We start from the raw sequence: 16856 nt of genomic DNA, 5'->3' as shown, positions 1-16856 counted from the left end.
CTACTGCTGCTCCGATCTTGCTGCTTCCAGTAATTCCCATTGCTCGGAGAAAGCCTGGAAAATTTTTAGATCGGTCGAAATGGCAATGATTTCATGGTTCAGCCAGAAAGAAGGCTTAGTCCAGTTGAAACTGCCAAAAATTGACCAAAATCGGCCTTGATCCTCTACCAGCAAAAATTTGAGATGCATGGGCAAGTTATTGGCGGCTCCTATTCTGTCGATCTGAATTCCTGCAGCTGTCAAGCGCCGTTCTATGGCAGGAGGTACTCGGCGATGCGTGTGATTGGCAATGATTTCCACCTTTACCCCCCGTCTGGCAAGCTCAATCATGACATCAGCCGCTTGCTGCATACGGATATGGGAAGCGGCAACACGCACTCGGGCATTTTTTTCGACCAAACGTAAAAATCGTACAACCGGATGCGAACAGATACTGGGCAAAAAATGAATCGCGATGTCATTATCGCAAATTGCCCGATTTGCCCGGTCAGAAAAGCGGTACAACAGGCCTGGTGGTTGTTGCTGAAATTGCCGCACGTGCTGCATCAGTACCTCGACTATTTGCGGCGCCATTATACCAATCAGCACATTGTGGCCGCGGTCCTGATCCCCGATTTCCTGAAGTATTTCCGACTGCTCGGCTAACCGGTTGCCAGACGGATTGAATGAACCGATGAAAGCAACCGGTTCGGGATGTGAGAAGCAATACAGTTTTTCGTGTACTTGAGGTCTCCATGTCCGGTTATGAGGGGTGGAAATTCCCGGCAGAATAATTTTACGCAATCCATTGTCCAATCCCCGTTCACCGGACAACAGACTGATGACCTCGTCGTTAGCATCGGTAACGCGCGGTTTGCCAGTCAGGCAGATCGTCACATTTACCCCTCGTCGTTTCGCATGGATGAGTGCTTCGGCCAATTCGCAGTCCCGGAAATAATAGGTTACCCAGTCGATCGCGCCGCCTGCCGGAACGGCGGCAATACGGGCAGCCAGCATATCGCGCAGATATCCCGGCGACTGCTTGGGTCCGCCAAAATGAATTTCGTAGGACGACATTACCTTTTCTGTTTCGTCAGTTCTTCAAGTAGCTGCACATATCGCGCCAATACGTCGGTATCCGGGCCATCAATCATTTCCCGGAGAAACCGCCGCCGATGCGTTTCATTATAAAAATGGCCGCAACCATGCGTGAGAAAATGATCGATTTTCTGGTAGATATCGTCGCGGCACCATAATGCCGTCTCCGGCAGATAATCCGCGACAGCCGAGCGGCCTGCATGCAGATAATCGGCCGCGAGCACCGGTTTTCCGGCCTTGATTGCCTCAAATGCCACCGATGTGGCCAAATCGATGATGACATCTGCCCATGCAAGTAAATGCGCGGAGTGAACGTCGTCATCCGCGATGTGCACATTCGCCAGTTTCCGCAGCGCACTATTGCTGGTGAACGACTGTTTCCATCCACCGCGGGTATGCGGTTTGATCATCAAGGTGACACCCGGAAAGGCTGAGATCATGTGCACGACTTCACCGACTTCTTCCCAGAAGATTGTGAATTCGTTTTTGCGCAAAAAAAGCACGATTTTGAGATGGATTGCATCATGCCCGAGGGGTGAAGGAGGCAGTAGCGTTTTCAGTTTTGCAAGCCATTCATCGCAGTAACGTGGTGAACCGAGCACCGCAAGCGCCCGTTCATTCATGAACGGGCGAAAGCGCTGGGCACAAAGTTCATTCGGCACCACCAGCCGATCGAATATCCGGCCAGCAGCATAGAGATCATTTGGCTGAAGGCGCCATTCGCCGTGCCGGATCAGCTGGCTGGAATGGGGACTGTCACCGTGCGGCAGTGATACGGCTCCAAACCCCATGGAATGTGCCATAGCTACGACGGTTTCGACCCATTCGAGCGCGACCGGCGAGTCCTTCGTGATCCAGTCGAATACTACGACACCTGCTTCCTCATTGGCAAAGCTGAATGTCAGCAATTTCCAAGTCACTGCTTGCCAGATTTGCTGTCGTCGGTCGATACTCAGCACCGAGATCAACAGATCGGCAATTGGTCGCAAAATTGTACGACGTAAACCGCGACCTAATATCAATGTCTGTGCGCGCCATTTGATAAACAAGAGTGCTGGTAGCTGCTTGCGAATAAGCGTCACTACTACGCCATTGAGTTTACTCAAAAATTGAATGCGGTAGTCTTGCAGAAACTGCGGATTGCCGATCAGAACAACATCACAGCTGTGATTAGATTCGACCCACCTGACGATAACAGGGGTGATGTGGTCGATATCATTGTAATGACGCAACAAGAAAAGCGCTTTCATTGGATAAGTCTTAAATCCCAGGCTTTTGTATTCCTGTTTATATCAGGTATGCCAAGTGATGTACAGAGTATTTTACAGATGTAAATTGCCGGCGAGTGACGGCAATCAACTCTCTTGCTATGTCTATGTTATTGGTATTTTTCTGGTGCGGGTGATGCTGCACTATTCCTGAGATTGACTATTGTCAGCATATTGGGAGAGCTTCTGGAAAACCTCGGATTTCTCGCGTATAATTGTGTCAAGCGGCACGAAATTAATTTTTGTATATTTCAACCCGCATTTTTTATGTCCGCGTAATAGCATCTTGTAAATACTGGAGAGCGCCGTGTCCGACCATCCGCATGCTGTACTTGTTCTGGCTGATGGTGCCGTTTTTCACGGATACGCTATTGGCGCGACGGGCATTACCACGGGTGAAGTGGCTTTCAATACTGCCATGACCGGTTATCAGGAAATACTGACTGATCCATCATATTGTCGTCAGATCATCACGCTGACCTATCCTCATATTGGCAACACAGGTACCAATAGCGAAGATAACGAATCTATTTCTGCCTGTGCGGTGCATGCCGCAGGGCTGGTAATTCGTGATTTGCCGCTTATGCATAGCAACTGGCGCAGCAAGCAGTCTCTGCCAGATTTTTTGAAGCGGCATCACGTTGTCGCCATTGCAGGCATTGATACTCGCAAGCTCACCCGAATTCTTAGAGAAAAAGGTGCGCTGGCTGGGTGCATCATGGCCGGGCAGGTCGATGTCGATGATGCCTTGTGTCAGGCACGCGCCTTTCCTGGGCTGGAAGGGCTGGATCTGGCTCGTGTCGTTAGTTGCGACGATGTTCGCGAATTTGATGAGGGCGAATGGACGGTTGAAGAAGGTTATCGCGCATCGAATAATGGTCGGTGGCGGGTGGCAGTGTTGGATTTTGGGGTCAAACGGGCGATTTTGCGTAAACTGGTGGAACGGGGATGTCGGGTCAAGGTTTATCCGGCACAAACAGACATTCATGAAATTCTGGCAGACCAACCCGATGGCGTTCTGTTGTCCAACGGCCCTGGAGACCCTGGGGCGTGTGATTACGCAATTGCGGCAACCCGCATATTGTTGGCAAAAAAAATTCCACTGTTCGGCATCTGTCTCGGGCACCAGCTTGTAGCGCTTGCCATTGGTGCGCAAACGGTCAAGATGAAATTCGGACATAATGGTGCGAACCATCCGGTGCAGGACATCGATAACGGTCGTGTCATGATTACCAGTCAGAATCATGGGTTTGCAGTTGCCGCCGAAACTCTGCCCGATAATGCGCGTATTACTCATAAATCCCTGTTTGATGGCACCTTGCAGGGTTTTGAGTTATCTGATCATCCTGTTTTCTGCTTTCAAGGGCACCCCGAAGCGAGCCCCGGCCCGCATGATGCGGACTATTTGTTCGATCGTTTTATTAACAACATCACCCAGCATGCACAAAAAGATTCATTTGCCTGAATATCGCTAACTACTCGACACGAAATGCCCAAACGAACCGATCTGCATTCCATACTTATTATAGGCGCTGGACCCATTGTTATCGGGCAAGCTTGTGAGTTTGATTATTCAGGTGTGCAGGCCTGCCGTGCGCTGCGCGAGGAAGGCTACCGGGTTATTCTGATTAACTCCAATCCAGCCACCATCATGACCGATCCGGAAATGGCCGATGCCACCTACATCGAGCCAATTATTTGGCAAGCGGTCGAGAAGGTCATCGAAATCGAGCGCCCGGATGCGTTGCTTCCAACTATGGGCGGACAAACCGCACTCAACTGCGCCTTAGACCTGGTGAAAAATGGTGTGCTGCAACGTTATGGTGTCGAACTGATTGGCGCATCCCGCCAGGCAATCGATATGGCGGAAGACCGGGACAAGTTCAAGCAGGCCATGACCCGTATCGGTCTCAAATCTGCGCGCTCTGCGATGGCACACAGTATGGAGGAAGCCCTGCAGGTACAGGCAGCGATTGGTTACCCTGCTATCATCCGACCGTCTTTCACATTGGGCGGCAGCGGCGGTGGCATTGCTTACAACTGTGAGGAATTTGTCCAGATATGCGAAGGCGGTCTGGAAGCTTCTCCTACCCGTGAGTTGCTGATCGAAGAGTCCGTCATTGGCTGGAAAGAGTTTGAAATGGAGGTTATTCGTGACAGGCAGGATAATTGCATCATTGTCTGCTCAATCGAGAACCTTGATCCAATGGGTGTACATACAGGGGATTCTATTACGGTTGCGCCTGTGCAAACACTGACGGACAAGGAATATCAGTGTATGAGGGATGCATCCATTGCCGTACTCCGGGAAATCGGAGTGGAAACGGGCGGTGCTAATGTACAGTTTGCACTCAATCCGGAAAATGGCGAAATGCTGGTTATCGAAATGAATCCCCGCGTTTCACGTTCTTCCGCGCTTGCTTCCAAGGCTACTGGTTTCCCGATTGCTAAAATTGCCGCCAAGCTCGCGGTAGGTTACACACTCAACGAACTTGGTAACGATATCACTGGCGGGGTAACGCCCGCCTCATTTGAACCGGCAATCGATTATGTGGTAACCAAAATTCCACGTTTTGCTTTCGAAAAATTTCCGCAAGCTAATGACCGCTTGACGACGCAGATGAAATCGGTTGGCGAAGTGATGGCAATTGGCCGCACGTTTCAGGAGTCGTTACAAAAAGCGTTGCGTGGGCTGGAGACTGGCGTAGATGGACTCGATGAAAAAACGACCGATCTGGAAGCTATCAAAGTCGAGCTGAGTTATCCTGGTCCGGATCGCCTGTGGTATGTCGCCGATGCTTTTCGCTGTGGTCTGACGTTTGCTGAAATTCAGGAATTTACCAGAATCGATCCCTGGTTTCTGGCGCAAATCGAGGATCTGGTCAGACAGGAACAGCTCCTTTCCGGAAAGAAGCTGGATTCGCTCGATTATGCAGCATTTCGCCGATTGAAACGCAACGGCTTTTCTGACCGTCGCCTGGCGATCTTGCTTGGCTGCGGCCAAGATGCGGTCAGGGCCAGACGGCACTTGCTCAATCTCCGTCCGGTTTATAAACGGGTGGATACCTGTGCCGCAGAATTTGCTACCCAGACCGCCTATATGTATTCAACCTATGAAGAGGAATGTGAGTCCAGGCCAAGTGATCATAAAAAAATCATGGTGTTGGGCGGTGGCCCGAACCGTATCGGGCAAGGAATAGAATTCGACTATTGTTGCGTTCATGCGGCGCTTGCAATGCGCGAAGACCAGTATGAAACAATTATGGTTAATTGCAATCCAGAGACGGTTTCGACTGACTACGACATTTCAGATCGCCTCTATTTCGAACCGTTGACACTGGAAGATGTGCTGGAAATAGTCGCGCTGGAAAAACCGGTGGGAGTGATCGTGCAATATGGGGGGCAGACGCCGTTGAAACTGGCACGTGAACTGGCTGTTAATGGCGTACCCATAATCGGTACCAGTCCGGATATGATCGATTGCGCCGAGGATCGCGAGCGTTTTCAGATCATGCTGCAGCGCTTGGGACTCAGGCAACCACCTAATCTGACGGCACGCAGCCCGGAAGAAGCGCTGGCCGCAGCAGATAAAATTGGTTATCCGCTGGTGGTCAGACCCAGTTACGTGCTGGGCGGCCGCGCCATGGAAATTGTGCATGAGGCCCGCGACTTGCAACGCTATATGACGGAGGCGGTAAAGGTTTCCAATGATTCTCCGGTATTGCTCGATCATTTTCTCAATAATGCTGTCGAGGTTGATGTCGATGCAATTTGTGATGGTGAAACGGTACTGATCGGCGGCATCATGGAACATATCGAGGAGGCGGGCGTTCATTCGGGAGATTCGGCGTGTTCGTTACCGCCGTTCAGCCTCTCTGCAGAAATGCAGGACGAGTTACGCCGGCAGACAGCCGCCATGGCCCATGAACTCGGTGTCAAGGGATTGATGAATGTTCAATTTGCCATCCAGGACGATCTGGTTTATGTGCTGGAGGTCAATCCGCGGGCATCACGAACAGTTCCTTTTGTGTCTAAGGCAACCGGTCTGCAATTGGCTAAGATCGCTGCACGCTGCATGACTGGCAAAAAACTGATTGATCAGGGATTTGCCAAAGAAATCATTCCCGCACATTTCTCGGTTAAAGAAGCGGTATTTCCATTTGTTAAGTTTTCCGGGGTGGACACTATTCTGGGACCAGAGATGAAATCAACCGGTGAAGTTATGGGAATAGGTAAAACCTTTGCGGAAGCCTTTGTTAAATCTCAGCTGGCAGCAGGCATACAGTTGCCTGTTTCTGGTAAGGTGCTGTTAAGCGTGCGTGACAACGACAAGGCTGAAGCAGTTCTTCTTGCCAGGCAGTTTCATACCTTGAATCTTTCACTGTTCGCCACACGTGGCACGGCGCAGGCCATCATGGAAGCTGGCCTGCCTGTAACCATCGTCAACAAGGTGACGGAAAGTAGACCGCATATCGTGGATAGAATTAAGAATGGGGAATTCAGTCTGGTCGTCAACACCGTGATGAACAAACGTAGCGCAATACGGGACTCCTATTCGATCCGGCGGGCAGCATTACAAGCTAAAACCACCTACTATACGACACTTGCTGGTGCGCGCGCCGCCTGCATGGGTATGGTCGGCCGTCAGGAATTACAGGTTTATTGTTTGCAAAAACTTCTATTCTAGGCAAGAATAGAAGTTGTCAAATTCTGGCTGGTTTCTGTTGGTTTGTTTATTGCTTTACTAAACTTCCGGTTTAATAAAAAACAAAGCTCTCTATTGCCATTTGCAGTTATACAGCTATGTGGTGACCACATACAAACAATGACTATGGTTGTAGATTGCCCCCGGCAACTTGTGGATAGCCATATCAGCAGGTTTTGTTAAACATTTGCTATAAAAAAGAGTATCTAAAAGATGAATGCCATACCAATTACCTACACTGGTGCCGAGAAGCTGCGCGAAGAATTGCATGAACTGAAAACAGTTCAGCGCCCGGCTGTTATTGCCGCCATAGCGGAAGCACGAGCTCAGGGAGACCTTTCCGAAAATGCTGAATATGATGCCGCCAAGGAAAAACAGAGTTTTGTCGAAGGACGAATCGTCGAACTGGAAAGCAAGCTTTCCAACGCTCAGATTATCGATCCGGCGACGCTGAATGCTGATGGGGCATGTGTCTTCGGTGCCACGATTGATCTTGATGACCTGGAAAATAATACCAAGGTAACTTACCAAATCGTCGGTGATGACGAGGCGGATATCAAAGCAGGAAAAATTTCAATCAGTTCACCGCTTGCGCGTGCCCTGATCGGGAAATATCCGGGCGATATTGCTGAAGTCAACGCGCCCGGCGGTGTGCATGAATATGAAATTATCGATGTCAGATATGTGTAAAATAACAATCGGTTTATTTGTTTTTTCGTTTGCTAGCTGAGGTGAGAGGTGATTGCCTTAGAGAAATTCGTTTCTTGCGGTTAACGGATTTACGTTTGACAGCAACAAGTGGATTGTCACTCTGGACTTCAGGTTTGCGACGGTAGACCACCAGAATTTTACCAATGCTGGTGATTGATGTGCAGCTCAGCGATTGGCATATCTGTTCCAATAATATCAATCTTTTTGCACGATCGTCTCCGGCCGCTTTGATTTTGATGAGTTCGTGCTTGGTGAGAGCATGGTTGATCTCGCTCATAACCGCTTCCGTCAGACCTCCTTTACCAATTATCACAACCGGATTAAGGTGATGTGCACTGGCAGCAAGCAGCCGGCGTTGCGCAGTATCCAATTCTTCAAGCATAAGGCCGTTTCCTGATAAATAGTGAATTTTACCTGATGAAACCGGCTAAAACCAGCAAGACATGGATGGCTGCGCATGTGAATGACAGCTTTGTCCAACAGGCGCGTCAGGCAGGTTATCGTTCGCGTGCAGCCTATAAGTTACTGGAAATAGACGCACGAGACAGGTTGTTCGTACCCGGTATGACCGTCGTTGATTTGGGGTCAACTCCTGGCAGTTGGTCACAGGTGGCATTAAGCGCAGTTGGACAGAAAGGACGCGTGATTGCACTCGATATCTTGCCAATGCAGCCAATCCCTGGGGTCGTTTTTATTCAAGGGGATTTTCGAGAGAATAAAGTACTCACTGAGCTTGAGCAAACATTGGCGGAGAAGAAAGTGGATCTGGTCATCTCGGATATGTCACCGAACCTTACTGGTATCCATGTCAGCGACCAGGCGCGCAGCGCCTATTTGGCAGAACTGGCATTAGAGTTTTGTGATGCACATTTGAACCCTGGCAAAAGCTTTCTTGTCAAAGTTTTTCAAGGGAGCGGCTTTGAATCGTTTCGTCAATTGATGCAAGCCAGTTTTGATAAGGTTGTTACTGTAAAACCAAAGGCTTCACGGGATCGCAGTAAGGAGGTTTATTTGCTGGGACGAGGAAAAGTAATCTGTTAGACTGCAAAAAGTGCGGCAAATGGTTATAGTTGTCAACTTGACTTGGCTGCTTTTGCATATTTGAAAGTAGCAAGCTGTATAAATGTAAAGGTAGAAAACAGTATCGCTTTGTTTGTTTAAATTTGAGACAGCAATGTTTACGAATAAATTACAAGTACTTCTGATACAACCGGAACTGGTTTTGTCGGGGAATACATTGAGGAGCTAATATGAATAACTTAATTAAAAATATGGCCATCTGGCTGGTAATTGCGCTGGTGTTGATGACGGTATTCAACCAGTTCACTACGCGTCAGCCATCGCAAGCCCCCTTGGAATATTCACAATTTATAAATGAAATGAAACAGGGAAGGATTGCCAAAGTCGTTATTGATGGTCGTACACTCAAGGGGGCTAAAACTGATGGACGTCAGTTCATCACATTTTCTCCATCGGATCCATGGTTGGTAAGTGATCTTCTACAAGCGGGTGTAATCGTGGAAGCCAAGCCAGAAGAAGAAACTTCCATGCTTATGAGTGTGCTGGTTTCATGGTTTCCAATGTTATTGTTGATTGCCGTATGGATTTTTTTCATGCGGCAAATGCAAGGCGGTGGCAAAGGCGGTGGGGCATTCTCATTTGGTAAAAGTAAGGCCAGGATGCTTGATCATAAAAGCAATAATACTACTTTTGCTGACGTCGCCGGTTGTGAAGAGGCAAAGGAGGAAGTTGCCGAACTGGTTGACTTTCTTCGCGACCCTACGAGATTTCAGAAACTTGGGGGGCATATCCCTCGCGGTGTTCTGATGTGCGGGAATCCCGGGACCGGTAAAACCTTGCTTGCTCGTGCAATTGCGGGGGAAGCCAAAGTACCGTTCTTCAGCATATCTGGTTCTGATTTTGTGGAAATGTTTGTAGGTGTTGGTGCATCAAGGGTACGTGACATGTTCGAGCAGGCCAAGAAACATGCACCCTGCATCATTTTTATTGACGAGATTGATGCTGTTGGTCGTCAGCGCGGCGCTGGACTCGGTGGTGGCAATGACGAGCGTGAGCAAACCCTGAATCAGTTGCTGGTTGAAATGGATGGCTTCGAAGGTGCAATGGGAGTTATTGTCATTGCTGCGACCAACCGCCCTGACGTGCTTGATCCGGCGTTACTCCGTCCAGGCCGATTTGACCGGCAAGTTACGGTTCCTTTGCCAGATATTCGTGGGCGTGAGCAAATTCTGCTGGTTCACATGCGCAAGGTACCCATCTCGCCGGATGTCAAAGCAAATATCCTGGCTAGAGGAACACCTGGCATGTCTGGCGCGGATCTCGCAAACTTGGTTAATGAAGCTGCTTTGTTTGCAGCCCGCTCTAATAAACGCCTGGTAGACATGGAAGATTTTGAGCGCGCTAAAGATAAAATTTTCATGGGTGCCGAGCGTCGTTCAATGGTTATGCCGGAAAGTGAACGCCGTAACACTGCTTATCATGAATCTGGCCATGCAGTAGTCGCTTACCTGTTACCCAAAACTGATCCGGTACACAAGGTTTCCATCATTCCGCGCGGTCGTGCATTGGGTGTCACTATGCAATTACCCACTGAGGATCGTTTCAGTATGGATCGTGAGCAGTTGTTACAAACCCTGGCAGTGATGTTTGGAGGCAGAATCGCAGAAGAAGTATTCATGAACCAGATGACTACGGGTGCTTCCAACGATTTTGAGCGCGCAACCGATACCGCCCGAAAAATGGTAACCCAGTGGGGGATGTCTGACAATATGGGACCAATGGTTTACGGAGAAAACGAAGGCGAGGTATTCCTGGGGCGTTCGGTTACATCACACAAAAATGTCAGTGAGGCAACCATGCAGAAGGTTGATGCCGAGATTCGCCGAATTATCGATGAACAATATGCGCTCGCGCGTAAATTGATTGAGGATAATAAGGATAAAATCGAAGCGATGACGCAGGCACTGCTTGAATGGGAGACTATTAACAGCGACCAGATCAAGGATATCATGGAAGGTCGCACGCCTCGTCCGCCACAAGCGCCACAACCTCCGACGGAGGATAAAAGTAAATCTGCCAAGACGGAAGAAGAGAAACAGCCTGATGCTGAACCCGCTGTTGCTGAAAAATCCTCCCAAGAAGCAGAAGCTTAATTTATAGTCACTAAACTTGAACGGCCTGAGCGTAATTGTTACGCTCAGGCCGTTCAAGTTTGTTCTAATGAATAATCAACTACAAACGCTTCTTGCCAAGAAATGCCATCTGATAATGGGTGTTGTCAATGTCACGCCAGATTCTTTTTCTGATGGTGGACGCTATGCCACGGTCTCGCAAGCAAAAGAGCATATCAATCAGCTGATAGTAGAAGGTGCCGACATACTGGATATAGGTGGAGAATCCACTCGCCCTGGAAGCAGACCAGTTGATGCGCATGAAGAGTTGCATCGTGTCATGCCAGTTATAGAATATGCGGTCAAACAGAATATTCCTGTTTCGATTGACACCACAAAGCCGGAAATCATGCAGGTGGCCATTCAGGTTGGAATTAGCCTGATTAATGATGTCAACGCCTTGCAAACACCGAAGACACTGGAAACCGTTGCTGCCAGCCAAGCCATGGTGTGTTTGATGCACAAGCAGGGGCAACCGGATACCATGCAAGTTGCCCCCGAGTACAACGATGTCATAAGCGATGTCAGGGCATTTCTCAAGCAACGTGCGGCTGCTGTGGTTTTAGCTGGAATTGCTGCAACACGAATCATAATTGATCCCGGATTTGGTTTTGGCAAGACACTGAAACATAACTTGATGCTATTGCATCAACTTGATCAGTTTTTGCCAATGGGTTTTCCGGTTTTAGTCGGTATTTCAAGAAAATCGATGCTGGGTGCAATCACGGGGAATGATGTCGATGATCGAAAATATGCCAGTATTGCAGCAGCTTTGATTGCGGCAGACAAAGGCGCTAGAATATTACGCGTGCATGATGTCAAAGCAACGCGGGATGCGGTTGCTGTACTGGAAGCGGTAAAATCAGCAAATACAATGTGAAGACCAATATCGGTAGCCTTTTAAGCAAATGACATTCAGCCAGCCATTCTTTGGTTTCTAGATTTTTACATAAAATGAAAAAAAAATATTTTGGTACGGATGGTATACGCGGAAAGGTTGGCATATCGCCGATAACACCAGAGTTTATACTTCATCTGGGATATGCTGCTGGCAAAATCCTGCGTGAAACTGACTGGCAGCCGCCCGTAAATGAGCGACCGACGATATTGATCGGTAAAGACACGCGAATATCTGGCTACATGCTGGAATCTGCCCTCCAGGCGGGTTTTTCTGCTGCAGGTGTAGACGTCTTGTTGTCCGGCCCGATGCCAACTTCCGCCGTTGCCTATCTTGTGCGTGCGCTGCGTATTCAGGCGGGCGTGGTTATTTCTGCTTCACATAATCCCTTCGACGATAACGGTATCAAGTTTTTTTCGGCAACAGGCTCCAAGCTACCGGATGAAATGGAATTAAAGATCGAAGCCGCCCTCGATATCCCGATTGAAACCATGCTATCGGCAAAACTGGGTAAAGTGCAGCGTCTCAAGGATGCATCTGGCAGATATATAGAATTTTGCAAGGGTACTTTTCCTTATCAGCTCAACTTGCGTGGATTGAAAGTTGTGGTGGACTGTGCTCATGGTGCGACGTATCACATCGCCGGTTCGGTATTCCATGAGTTGGGCGCCGATGTGGTAACTGTTTTTGCTTCGCCGAATGGCCTCAATATCAATCTTGACTGCGGTGCCACCCATATTGCTGCATTGCAGGATGCAGTTGCTCAACATCAGGCCGACTTGGGTATTGCGCTCGATGGTGATGGTGACCGGGTCATGATGGTGGATCATACCGGGCGAATATTTGATGGCGATAGCTTGCTCTACATTATTGCAAAGCACCGACAACAGTTAGGTACACTGCAGGGTGGGGTTGTCGGTACGCTCATGACCAATCTTGCCATTGAGCAAAAATTTGCAGAGCTCAGTATTCCATTTGCCAGAGCCAATGTAGGCGATCGCTATGTGTCGGCGTTATTGGAACAAAACAATTGGTATCTGGGTGGTGAAAATTCAGGGCATATCATATGCCATGATAAGCATTCAACTGGAGATGGCATCATTTCGGCTCTGCAAGTCCTCTATGCCTTGCGGGATACCGGATTGACACTTGCTGAATTCATGCAGAATATCCATTTCTTTCCACAACGGCTATTGAACGTGCCGATTCAGAGGAAATTTGATTTTAACCGCAATGAGGCTGTACTTAAGATAAAGTGTCAAGCTGAGCAAGCTTTAGGCAATGATGGTCGCATTCTGCTACGTGCATCGGGAACCGAACCTCTAATCAGAGTCATGGTTGAAGGCAAGATTCAAGAGCAGATCGAGCACTGGTCAAACAGGCTTGCTGAAATCATTCGGGATCAGGCAGAAATTAGTCACTAAAGAGCATTTCTAAAGTAATAACCGTTGTTAGTCATATAACTGTAACTAAAAGTGTTTACCTTGGCGGTGTTTAGCCTTGCAGGCTAAACAAAGTTCGATTTTAATTTTTAAAAAACAAGGGTAATTAACATGCAAAAATTTTTACTGGTATCGAGAAAAAATAATGGACGTATTTTTGCATTTTTAGTCAGCTTTCTAGCGATCAGCTTTGCCAGTCATTGTAGTTACGCAAAACCTATTATTAAAATAGATGGGTCAAGCACGGTATTTCCAATTACGGAAGCAGTTGCCGAGGATTTTCAGATTGATAAAAAAGGGGCGGTACGGGTTACCGTTGGAATTTCCGGTACAGGCGGGGGGTTCAAGAAATTTTGTCGAGGTGAAACTGATATATCGAATGCTTCTCGACCCATTCTGCATTCAGAAATCAAAGAGTGCAAAAGTAACGGGATTGATTTTATAGAAATGCCCATTGCGTTTGATGCATTAACCGTGGTGGTCAATCCCAAAAATAACTGGATCCAGTCATTAACGGTCGCAGAACTTAAAAAAATGTGGGAGCCATCGGCACAACGAACTATCACCCGCTGGAAACAGATCAATCCCGCCTGGCCTGATGCAGAAATGAATTTGTATGGTGCGGGTGCAGATTCTGGAACCTTTGATTATTTTACTGAAGCTGTTGTTGGGAAAGCTAAATCCAGTCGAGGTGATTTTACTGCTTCCGAAGATGACAACGTGCTTGTGCAGGGTGTTGCCAGTGATATTTATGCCCTTGGATTTTTTGGCTTTGCTTACTACATTGAAAATCAAAAAAAAGTAAAGGCGGTTGCGATTAATAATGGAGAAGACAGTGTTATTCCCTCCATGCAGACTGTGCAGAATGGAAGTTATGTTCCTTTGTCACGGCCAATTTTCATTTATGTCAGCGCCAAATCTACCCGGAAGCCAGAAGTTCGGGAATTTGTAAACTTTTATATGAAAAATGCGCCTGAACTAGTCACGGAAGTAAAATATTTTCCACTGGATAATAAGTTCTACGAACTCAACCTGAAACATATGCAGGATAACGTACTGGGAACAGTATTTGGTGGTGAGGCCAGTATTAGTCTGACTATCGAGGAACTATTTACCAAATCCAGGACACACTAAAAATCGTTATTTTTTATCCCGAGGCCGCAGGTACTGCTGGTCGTTTTGGTGGGCGTCGTATCTTCAAAAGGCATGCTGCTGCCGCATTCAGGAGCGCGGAGGGTATGAATCTTCGTAACCGGCTAGTTTTTGCCTAACAGGTGAACTGTTTTTACCTGGTCGGCCAAGCAGTAGCATGAAGAGATATGGCCATTCTATTAATAACCTTAACACATTAATTTAAAACAAATTTTTTTTCATAAGAGGTATACATTGATTGGCTTAACAAAGAAATTGCATTTCTCATCAAGCATTGTACGGTAATATCTCTTTTTGAATCGGGATGGGGTAACTCGTTCTTCTATATATGACGTTAACCATTCGCTCTCCGGAATTAAGACAACTGTACCAGCATCGCTGGGCTCCCAATCTGAAAATTCCTTTTTTCTACGGTATCTGGGGCGCGCTGGGTGTAATTGCCTGGCATACAGACTACTGGGTGCTAACCTGGCTGTGTTATTTGGCAATGGGCTACATGCAGATGGGTATTGTTACTTTCATGCATGATTGTACGCACAACACCTTATTTAAAGTTCGCTGGAAAAACTGGATATTTGGTGTTTTTGCGATGATTCCGCTCATCATCTCATTTACCGCTTTCAAGGAAGATCATCTTCAGCATCACCGATACAACCGTACTCCAAAGGATCCGGATGCATTTACAATGGGAAAGCGCGGGATAGGAGATTTTATTCTCTTTTATGCTTACGCATTGGTCGGCGTGTTTTTAACTGCGATTCAGTTTACTTTGATTTTTCCGTTGCAAGCCCTGCGTGGTAGAAAAGCGTTGTTCCATTGGCTCGAAATAGCGCTGCACATCTCGGTGATGTGGGGTTTGTTTCATTGGGCAGCCTCGCATGGAATGGCAGATCAGGTGTTTGCCCTATGGTTCTGGCCACTCATTTTTTTCGGTTTTTTTAACAGTATTCGTTTTATTGCGGAACATTATGGCTGTCCATGGGATGCCGGACCGCTGATTGGAACCCGAACAATCATCAGCAACCAGGCAAATGCATTTTTCTGGAATAACATCAATTATCATATTGGCCACCATGCCTACCCAGGCGTGCCATGGTACAACCTCAAAAAACTTCACATATTGATGCTGCCGGAAATCGAGCTCAGTGGTGCACTGATTGCTCATAGCTATTTTTCGATTTTCTTTGATGCACTTAAGCGTGGACCCGAAATCCAAAAAATGAGGCAGAATCGCTTTGACAAGGAGTAAATGTTTTCGCGACTTGCCTCTTGGTGAACTCTACGATATTCGGTTTACATCAGTACTTAAAATGAAGACCGACCTCGTCAATCTGAGCCTGGCCGACTAACTAGTCAAAATATTACCTGAAAATCAGCAGACAACCGTATTCGCGCCGGGTAACTGTCATGTCATAAAAACCAGAGCGGGTGTGGCCAGCCCGCGATGAACAGGCAGTTTTCCCGGAATAAAGATTACTCAAAAAGATTCAGCACGCCGTCCAGTCCGACATGATTGAGGCAATAAGTAGCGCGTGCCTGCAATACCGGCTTGGCATGAAAAGCAATGCCTACACCTGCCGCACCCAGCATTTTGAGGTCGTTCGCACCATCACCGATAGCAATTACCTGTTCTTTGGACAGCCCTAGTTCATTCCGTACCTGCTCAAGAATCTCGCCCTTGCCGGTTGCGCCGATTATATTGCCCAGCACATGCCCGGTCAGCCTGCCATTCTGAATATCGAGCGTATTGGCGAAAGCATAGTCCAGTCCCAGGCGCTTTTTGATCCGTTCGGTGAAAAAAGTAAAACCACCAGAAAGCACCATCGTCTTTATCCCTACTGATTGCATACGTTGCAGCATTTTTTCCGCTCCAGCACTTAACCGGAGGCGTTCATCATAAACACTTTGCAGTGCGTTCTCTGGCAGGTCCTTAAGCAAGGCAGCGCGACGGGTGAGACTTTCCGCAAAATTGATCTCACCACGCATGGTGCTTTGCGTGATTGCGGCAACTTCGGCCTTGACTCCATGAAGATCGGCAATTTCATCGATGGACTCGATCGCCAGTAGCGTTGAGTCCATATCCATCGCTACCAGACCGAAATCAGTCAGTTTTTTCCCCGGCACCACGAATGCAAAGTCGAGCGCTGTTTCTTCGCAAAAGGACTCAATTTCTGGATGCGGCTCAGCATCGAGCATCCGGAATGCTTCGCCTGTAATGCGCTCGATCTGACTCGCCCCAGCAAGTTTCGCCACCGCCCGCAAATCGCTATTTTCTATTTCAGTTCCTTGAATAATCAGATTCATATCATTTAGTTAAAGGTAATAAATCAATTAACATCCGCAACCGTCAATGCGGTCACGGCCTGAATTTGTATAAATCAGTATATTGTACCCGTCCGACATTACGCGGGG

The 16856-nt window shown here is 47.8% G+C and carries 13 protein-coding genes; 9 read left to right on the top strand and 4 right to left on the bottom strand.

The genetic code is table 11. From position 1 onward, the window contains the following. Both NSMM_RS05570 and NSMM_RS05565 read right to left on the bottom strand, forming a co-directional pair. The gene (locus tag NSMM_RS05570) at positions 1–1056 is read right to left on the bottom strand and encodes a phospholipase D-like domain-containing protein (RefSeq protein WP_090285436.1); all 1056 of its coding nucleotides are present in this window, start codon (positions 1054–1056) and stop codon (positions 1–3) included. Beyond that, on the bottom strand, positions 1056–2327 hold the full coding sequence (locus NSMM_RS05565; RefSeq protein WP_090285434.1) for a hypothetical protein: 1272 nt from the start codon (positions 2325–2327) through the stop codon (positions 1056–1058). The genes NSMM_RS05570 and NSMM_RS05565 overlap by 1 nt, the downstream gene beginning before the upstream one ends. 325 nt (positions 2328–2652) lie before the next feature. Between NSMM_RS05565 and carA the strand changes: the two genes are divergently transcribed. The 3 genes from carA to greA all read left to right on the top strand — a co-directional run bounded on the left by carA (position 2653) and on the right by greA (position 7740). After that, the gene (gene carA, locus NSMM_RS05560; RefSeq protein WP_090285432.1) at positions 2653–3810 is read left to right on the top strand and encodes a glutamine-hydrolyzing carbamoyl-phosphate synthase small subunit; all 1158 of its coding nucleotides are present in this window, start codon (positions 2653–2655) and stop codon (positions 3808–3810) included. Between the two features lie 24 nt (positions 3811–3834). Then, entirely contained in the window at positions 3835–7032 is a 3198-nt protein-coding gene (gene carB, locus NSMM_RS05555; RefSeq protein ID WP_090285430.1) for a carbamoyl-phosphate synthase large subunit, read from the top strand. A gap of 231 nt (positions 7033–7263) precedes the next feature. After that, complete coding sequence (gene greA, locus NSMM_RS05550) at positions 7264–7740, top strand: transcription elongation factor GreA (RefSeq protein ID WP_090285428.1); 477 nt, start codon at positions 7264–7266, stop codon at positions 7738–7740. Positions 7741–7753: 13 nt separating this feature from the next. On the opposite strand, the gene NSMM_RS05545 is transcribed toward greA, so the two are convergent. After that, positions 7754–8143: a YhbY family RNA-binding protein gene (locus NSMM_RS05545; RefSeq protein ID WP_090285426.1), complete on the bottom strand. Its 390-nt coding sequence runs from the start codon at positions 8141–8143 to the stop codon at positions 7754–7756. A gap of 35 nt (positions 8144–8178) precedes the next feature. Between NSMM_RS05545 and NSMM_RS05540 the strand changes: the two genes are divergently transcribed. The 6 genes from NSMM_RS05540 (at position 8179) to NSMM_RS05515 (ending at position 15693) form a co-directional block, all read left to right on the top strand. Then, positions 8179–8802 (top strand): RlmE family RNA methyltransferase, encoded by a 624-nt coding sequence (locus NSMM_RS05540; RefSeq protein ID WP_090285424.1) that lies wholly within the window; start codon positions 8179–8181, stop codon positions 8800–8802. A gap of 209 nt (positions 8803–9011) precedes the next feature. Next, a complete protein-coding gene (gene ftsH / locus NSMM_RS05535; protein ID WP_090285422.1) occupies positions 9012–10934 on the top strand; it encodes an ATP-dependent zinc metalloprotease FtsH in 1923 nt (640 codons plus the stop codon). A gap of 67 nt (positions 10935–11001) precedes the next feature. Next, positions 11002–11832: a dihydropteroate synthase gene (folP, locus tag NSMM_RS05530; RefSeq protein WP_090285575.1), complete on the top strand. Its 831-nt coding sequence runs from the start codon at positions 11002–11004 to the stop codon at positions 11830–11832. A gap of 74 nt (positions 11833–11906) precedes the next feature. Further along, on the top strand, positions 11907–13274 hold the full coding sequence (glmM, locus tag NSMM_RS05525; RefSeq protein WP_090285421.1) for a phosphoglucosamine mutase: 1368 nt from the start codon (positions 11907–11909) through the stop codon (positions 13272–13274). A 129-nt stretch (positions 13275–13403) separates the two neighbouring features. Further along, entirely contained in the window at positions 13404–14426 is a 1023-nt protein-coding gene (locus NSMM_RS05520; RefSeq protein WP_090285419.1) for a PstS family phosphate ABC transporter substrate-binding protein, read from the top strand. 346 nt (positions 14427–14772) lie between these two features. After that, on the top strand, positions 14773–15693 hold the full coding sequence (locus NSMM_RS05515) for a fatty acid desaturase family protein (RefSeq protein WP_090285417.1): 921 nt from the start codon (positions 14773–14775) through the stop codon (positions 15691–15693). Between the two features lie 224 nt (positions 15694–15917). Here the strand turns inward: NSMM_RS05515 and serB are convergent, their stop codons facing one another. Next, entirely contained in the window at positions 15918–16748 is an 831-nt protein-coding gene (gene serB, locus NSMM_RS05510) for a phosphoserine phosphatase SerB (RefSeq protein WP_090285415.1), read from the bottom strand. Between the last annotated feature and the right edge of the window lie 108 nt (positions 16749–16856).

This window comes from Nitrosomonas mobilis, from assembly GCF_900103035.1.
In the GTDB taxonomy this organism is placed as follows: domain Bacteria; phylum Pseudomonadota; class Gammaproteobacteria; order Burkholderiales; family Nitrosomonadaceae; genus Nitrosomonas; species Nitrosomonas mobilis.
The sequence above is the reverse complement of the archived record's forward strand: the minus strand, read 5'-3'. Positions and strand labels throughout refer to the sequence as shown.

Bases quoted from the DNA above. Each gene is read 5' to 3' on its own strand.
- NSMM_RS05570 (WP_090285436.1), bottom strand. From the start codon at position 1,056: ATGTCGTCCTACGAAATTCATTTTGGCGGACCCAAGCAGTCGCCGGGA.
- NSMM_RS05565 (WP_090285434.1), bottom strand. From the start codon at position 2,327: ATGAAAGCGCTTTTCTTGTTGCGTCATTACAATGATATCGACCACATC.
- carB (WP_090285430.1), top strand. From the start codon at position 3,835: ATGCCCAAACGAACCGATCTGCATTCCATACTTATTATAGGCGCTGGA.
- greA (WP_090285428.1), top strand. From the start codon at position 7,264: ATGAATGCCATACCAATTACCTACACTGGTGCCGAGAAGCTGCGCGAA.
- NSMM_RS05545 (WP_090285426.1), bottom strand. From the start codon at position 8,143: ATGCTTGAAGAATTGGATACTGCGCAACGCCGGCTGCTTGCTGCCAGT.
- NSMM_RS05540 (WP_090285424.1), top strand. From the start codon at position 8,179: ATGAAACCGGCTAAAACCAGCAAGACATGGATGGCTGCGCATGTGAAT.
- ftsH (WP_090285422.1), top strand. From the start codon at position 9,012: ATGAATAACTTAATTAAAAATATGGCCATCTGGCTGGTAATTGCGCTG.
- folP (WP_090285575.1), top strand. From the start codon at position 11,002: ATGAATAATCAACTACAAACGCTTCTTGCCAAGAAATGCCATCTGATA.
- glmM (WP_090285421.1), top strand. From the start codon at position 11,907: ATGAAAAAAAAATATTTTGGTACGGATGGTATACGCGGAAAGGTTGGC.
- NSMM_RS05520 (WP_090285419.1), top strand. From the start codon at position 13,404: ATGCAAAAATTTTTACTGGTATCGAGAAAAAATAATGGACGTATTTTT.
- NSMM_RS05515 (WP_090285417.1), top strand. From the start codon at position 14,773: ATGACGTTAACCATTCGCTCTCCGGAATTAAGACAACTGTACCAGCAT.
- serB (WP_090285415.1), bottom strand. From the start codon at position 16,748: ATGAATCTGATTATTCAAGGAACTGAAATAGAAAATAGCGATTTGCGG.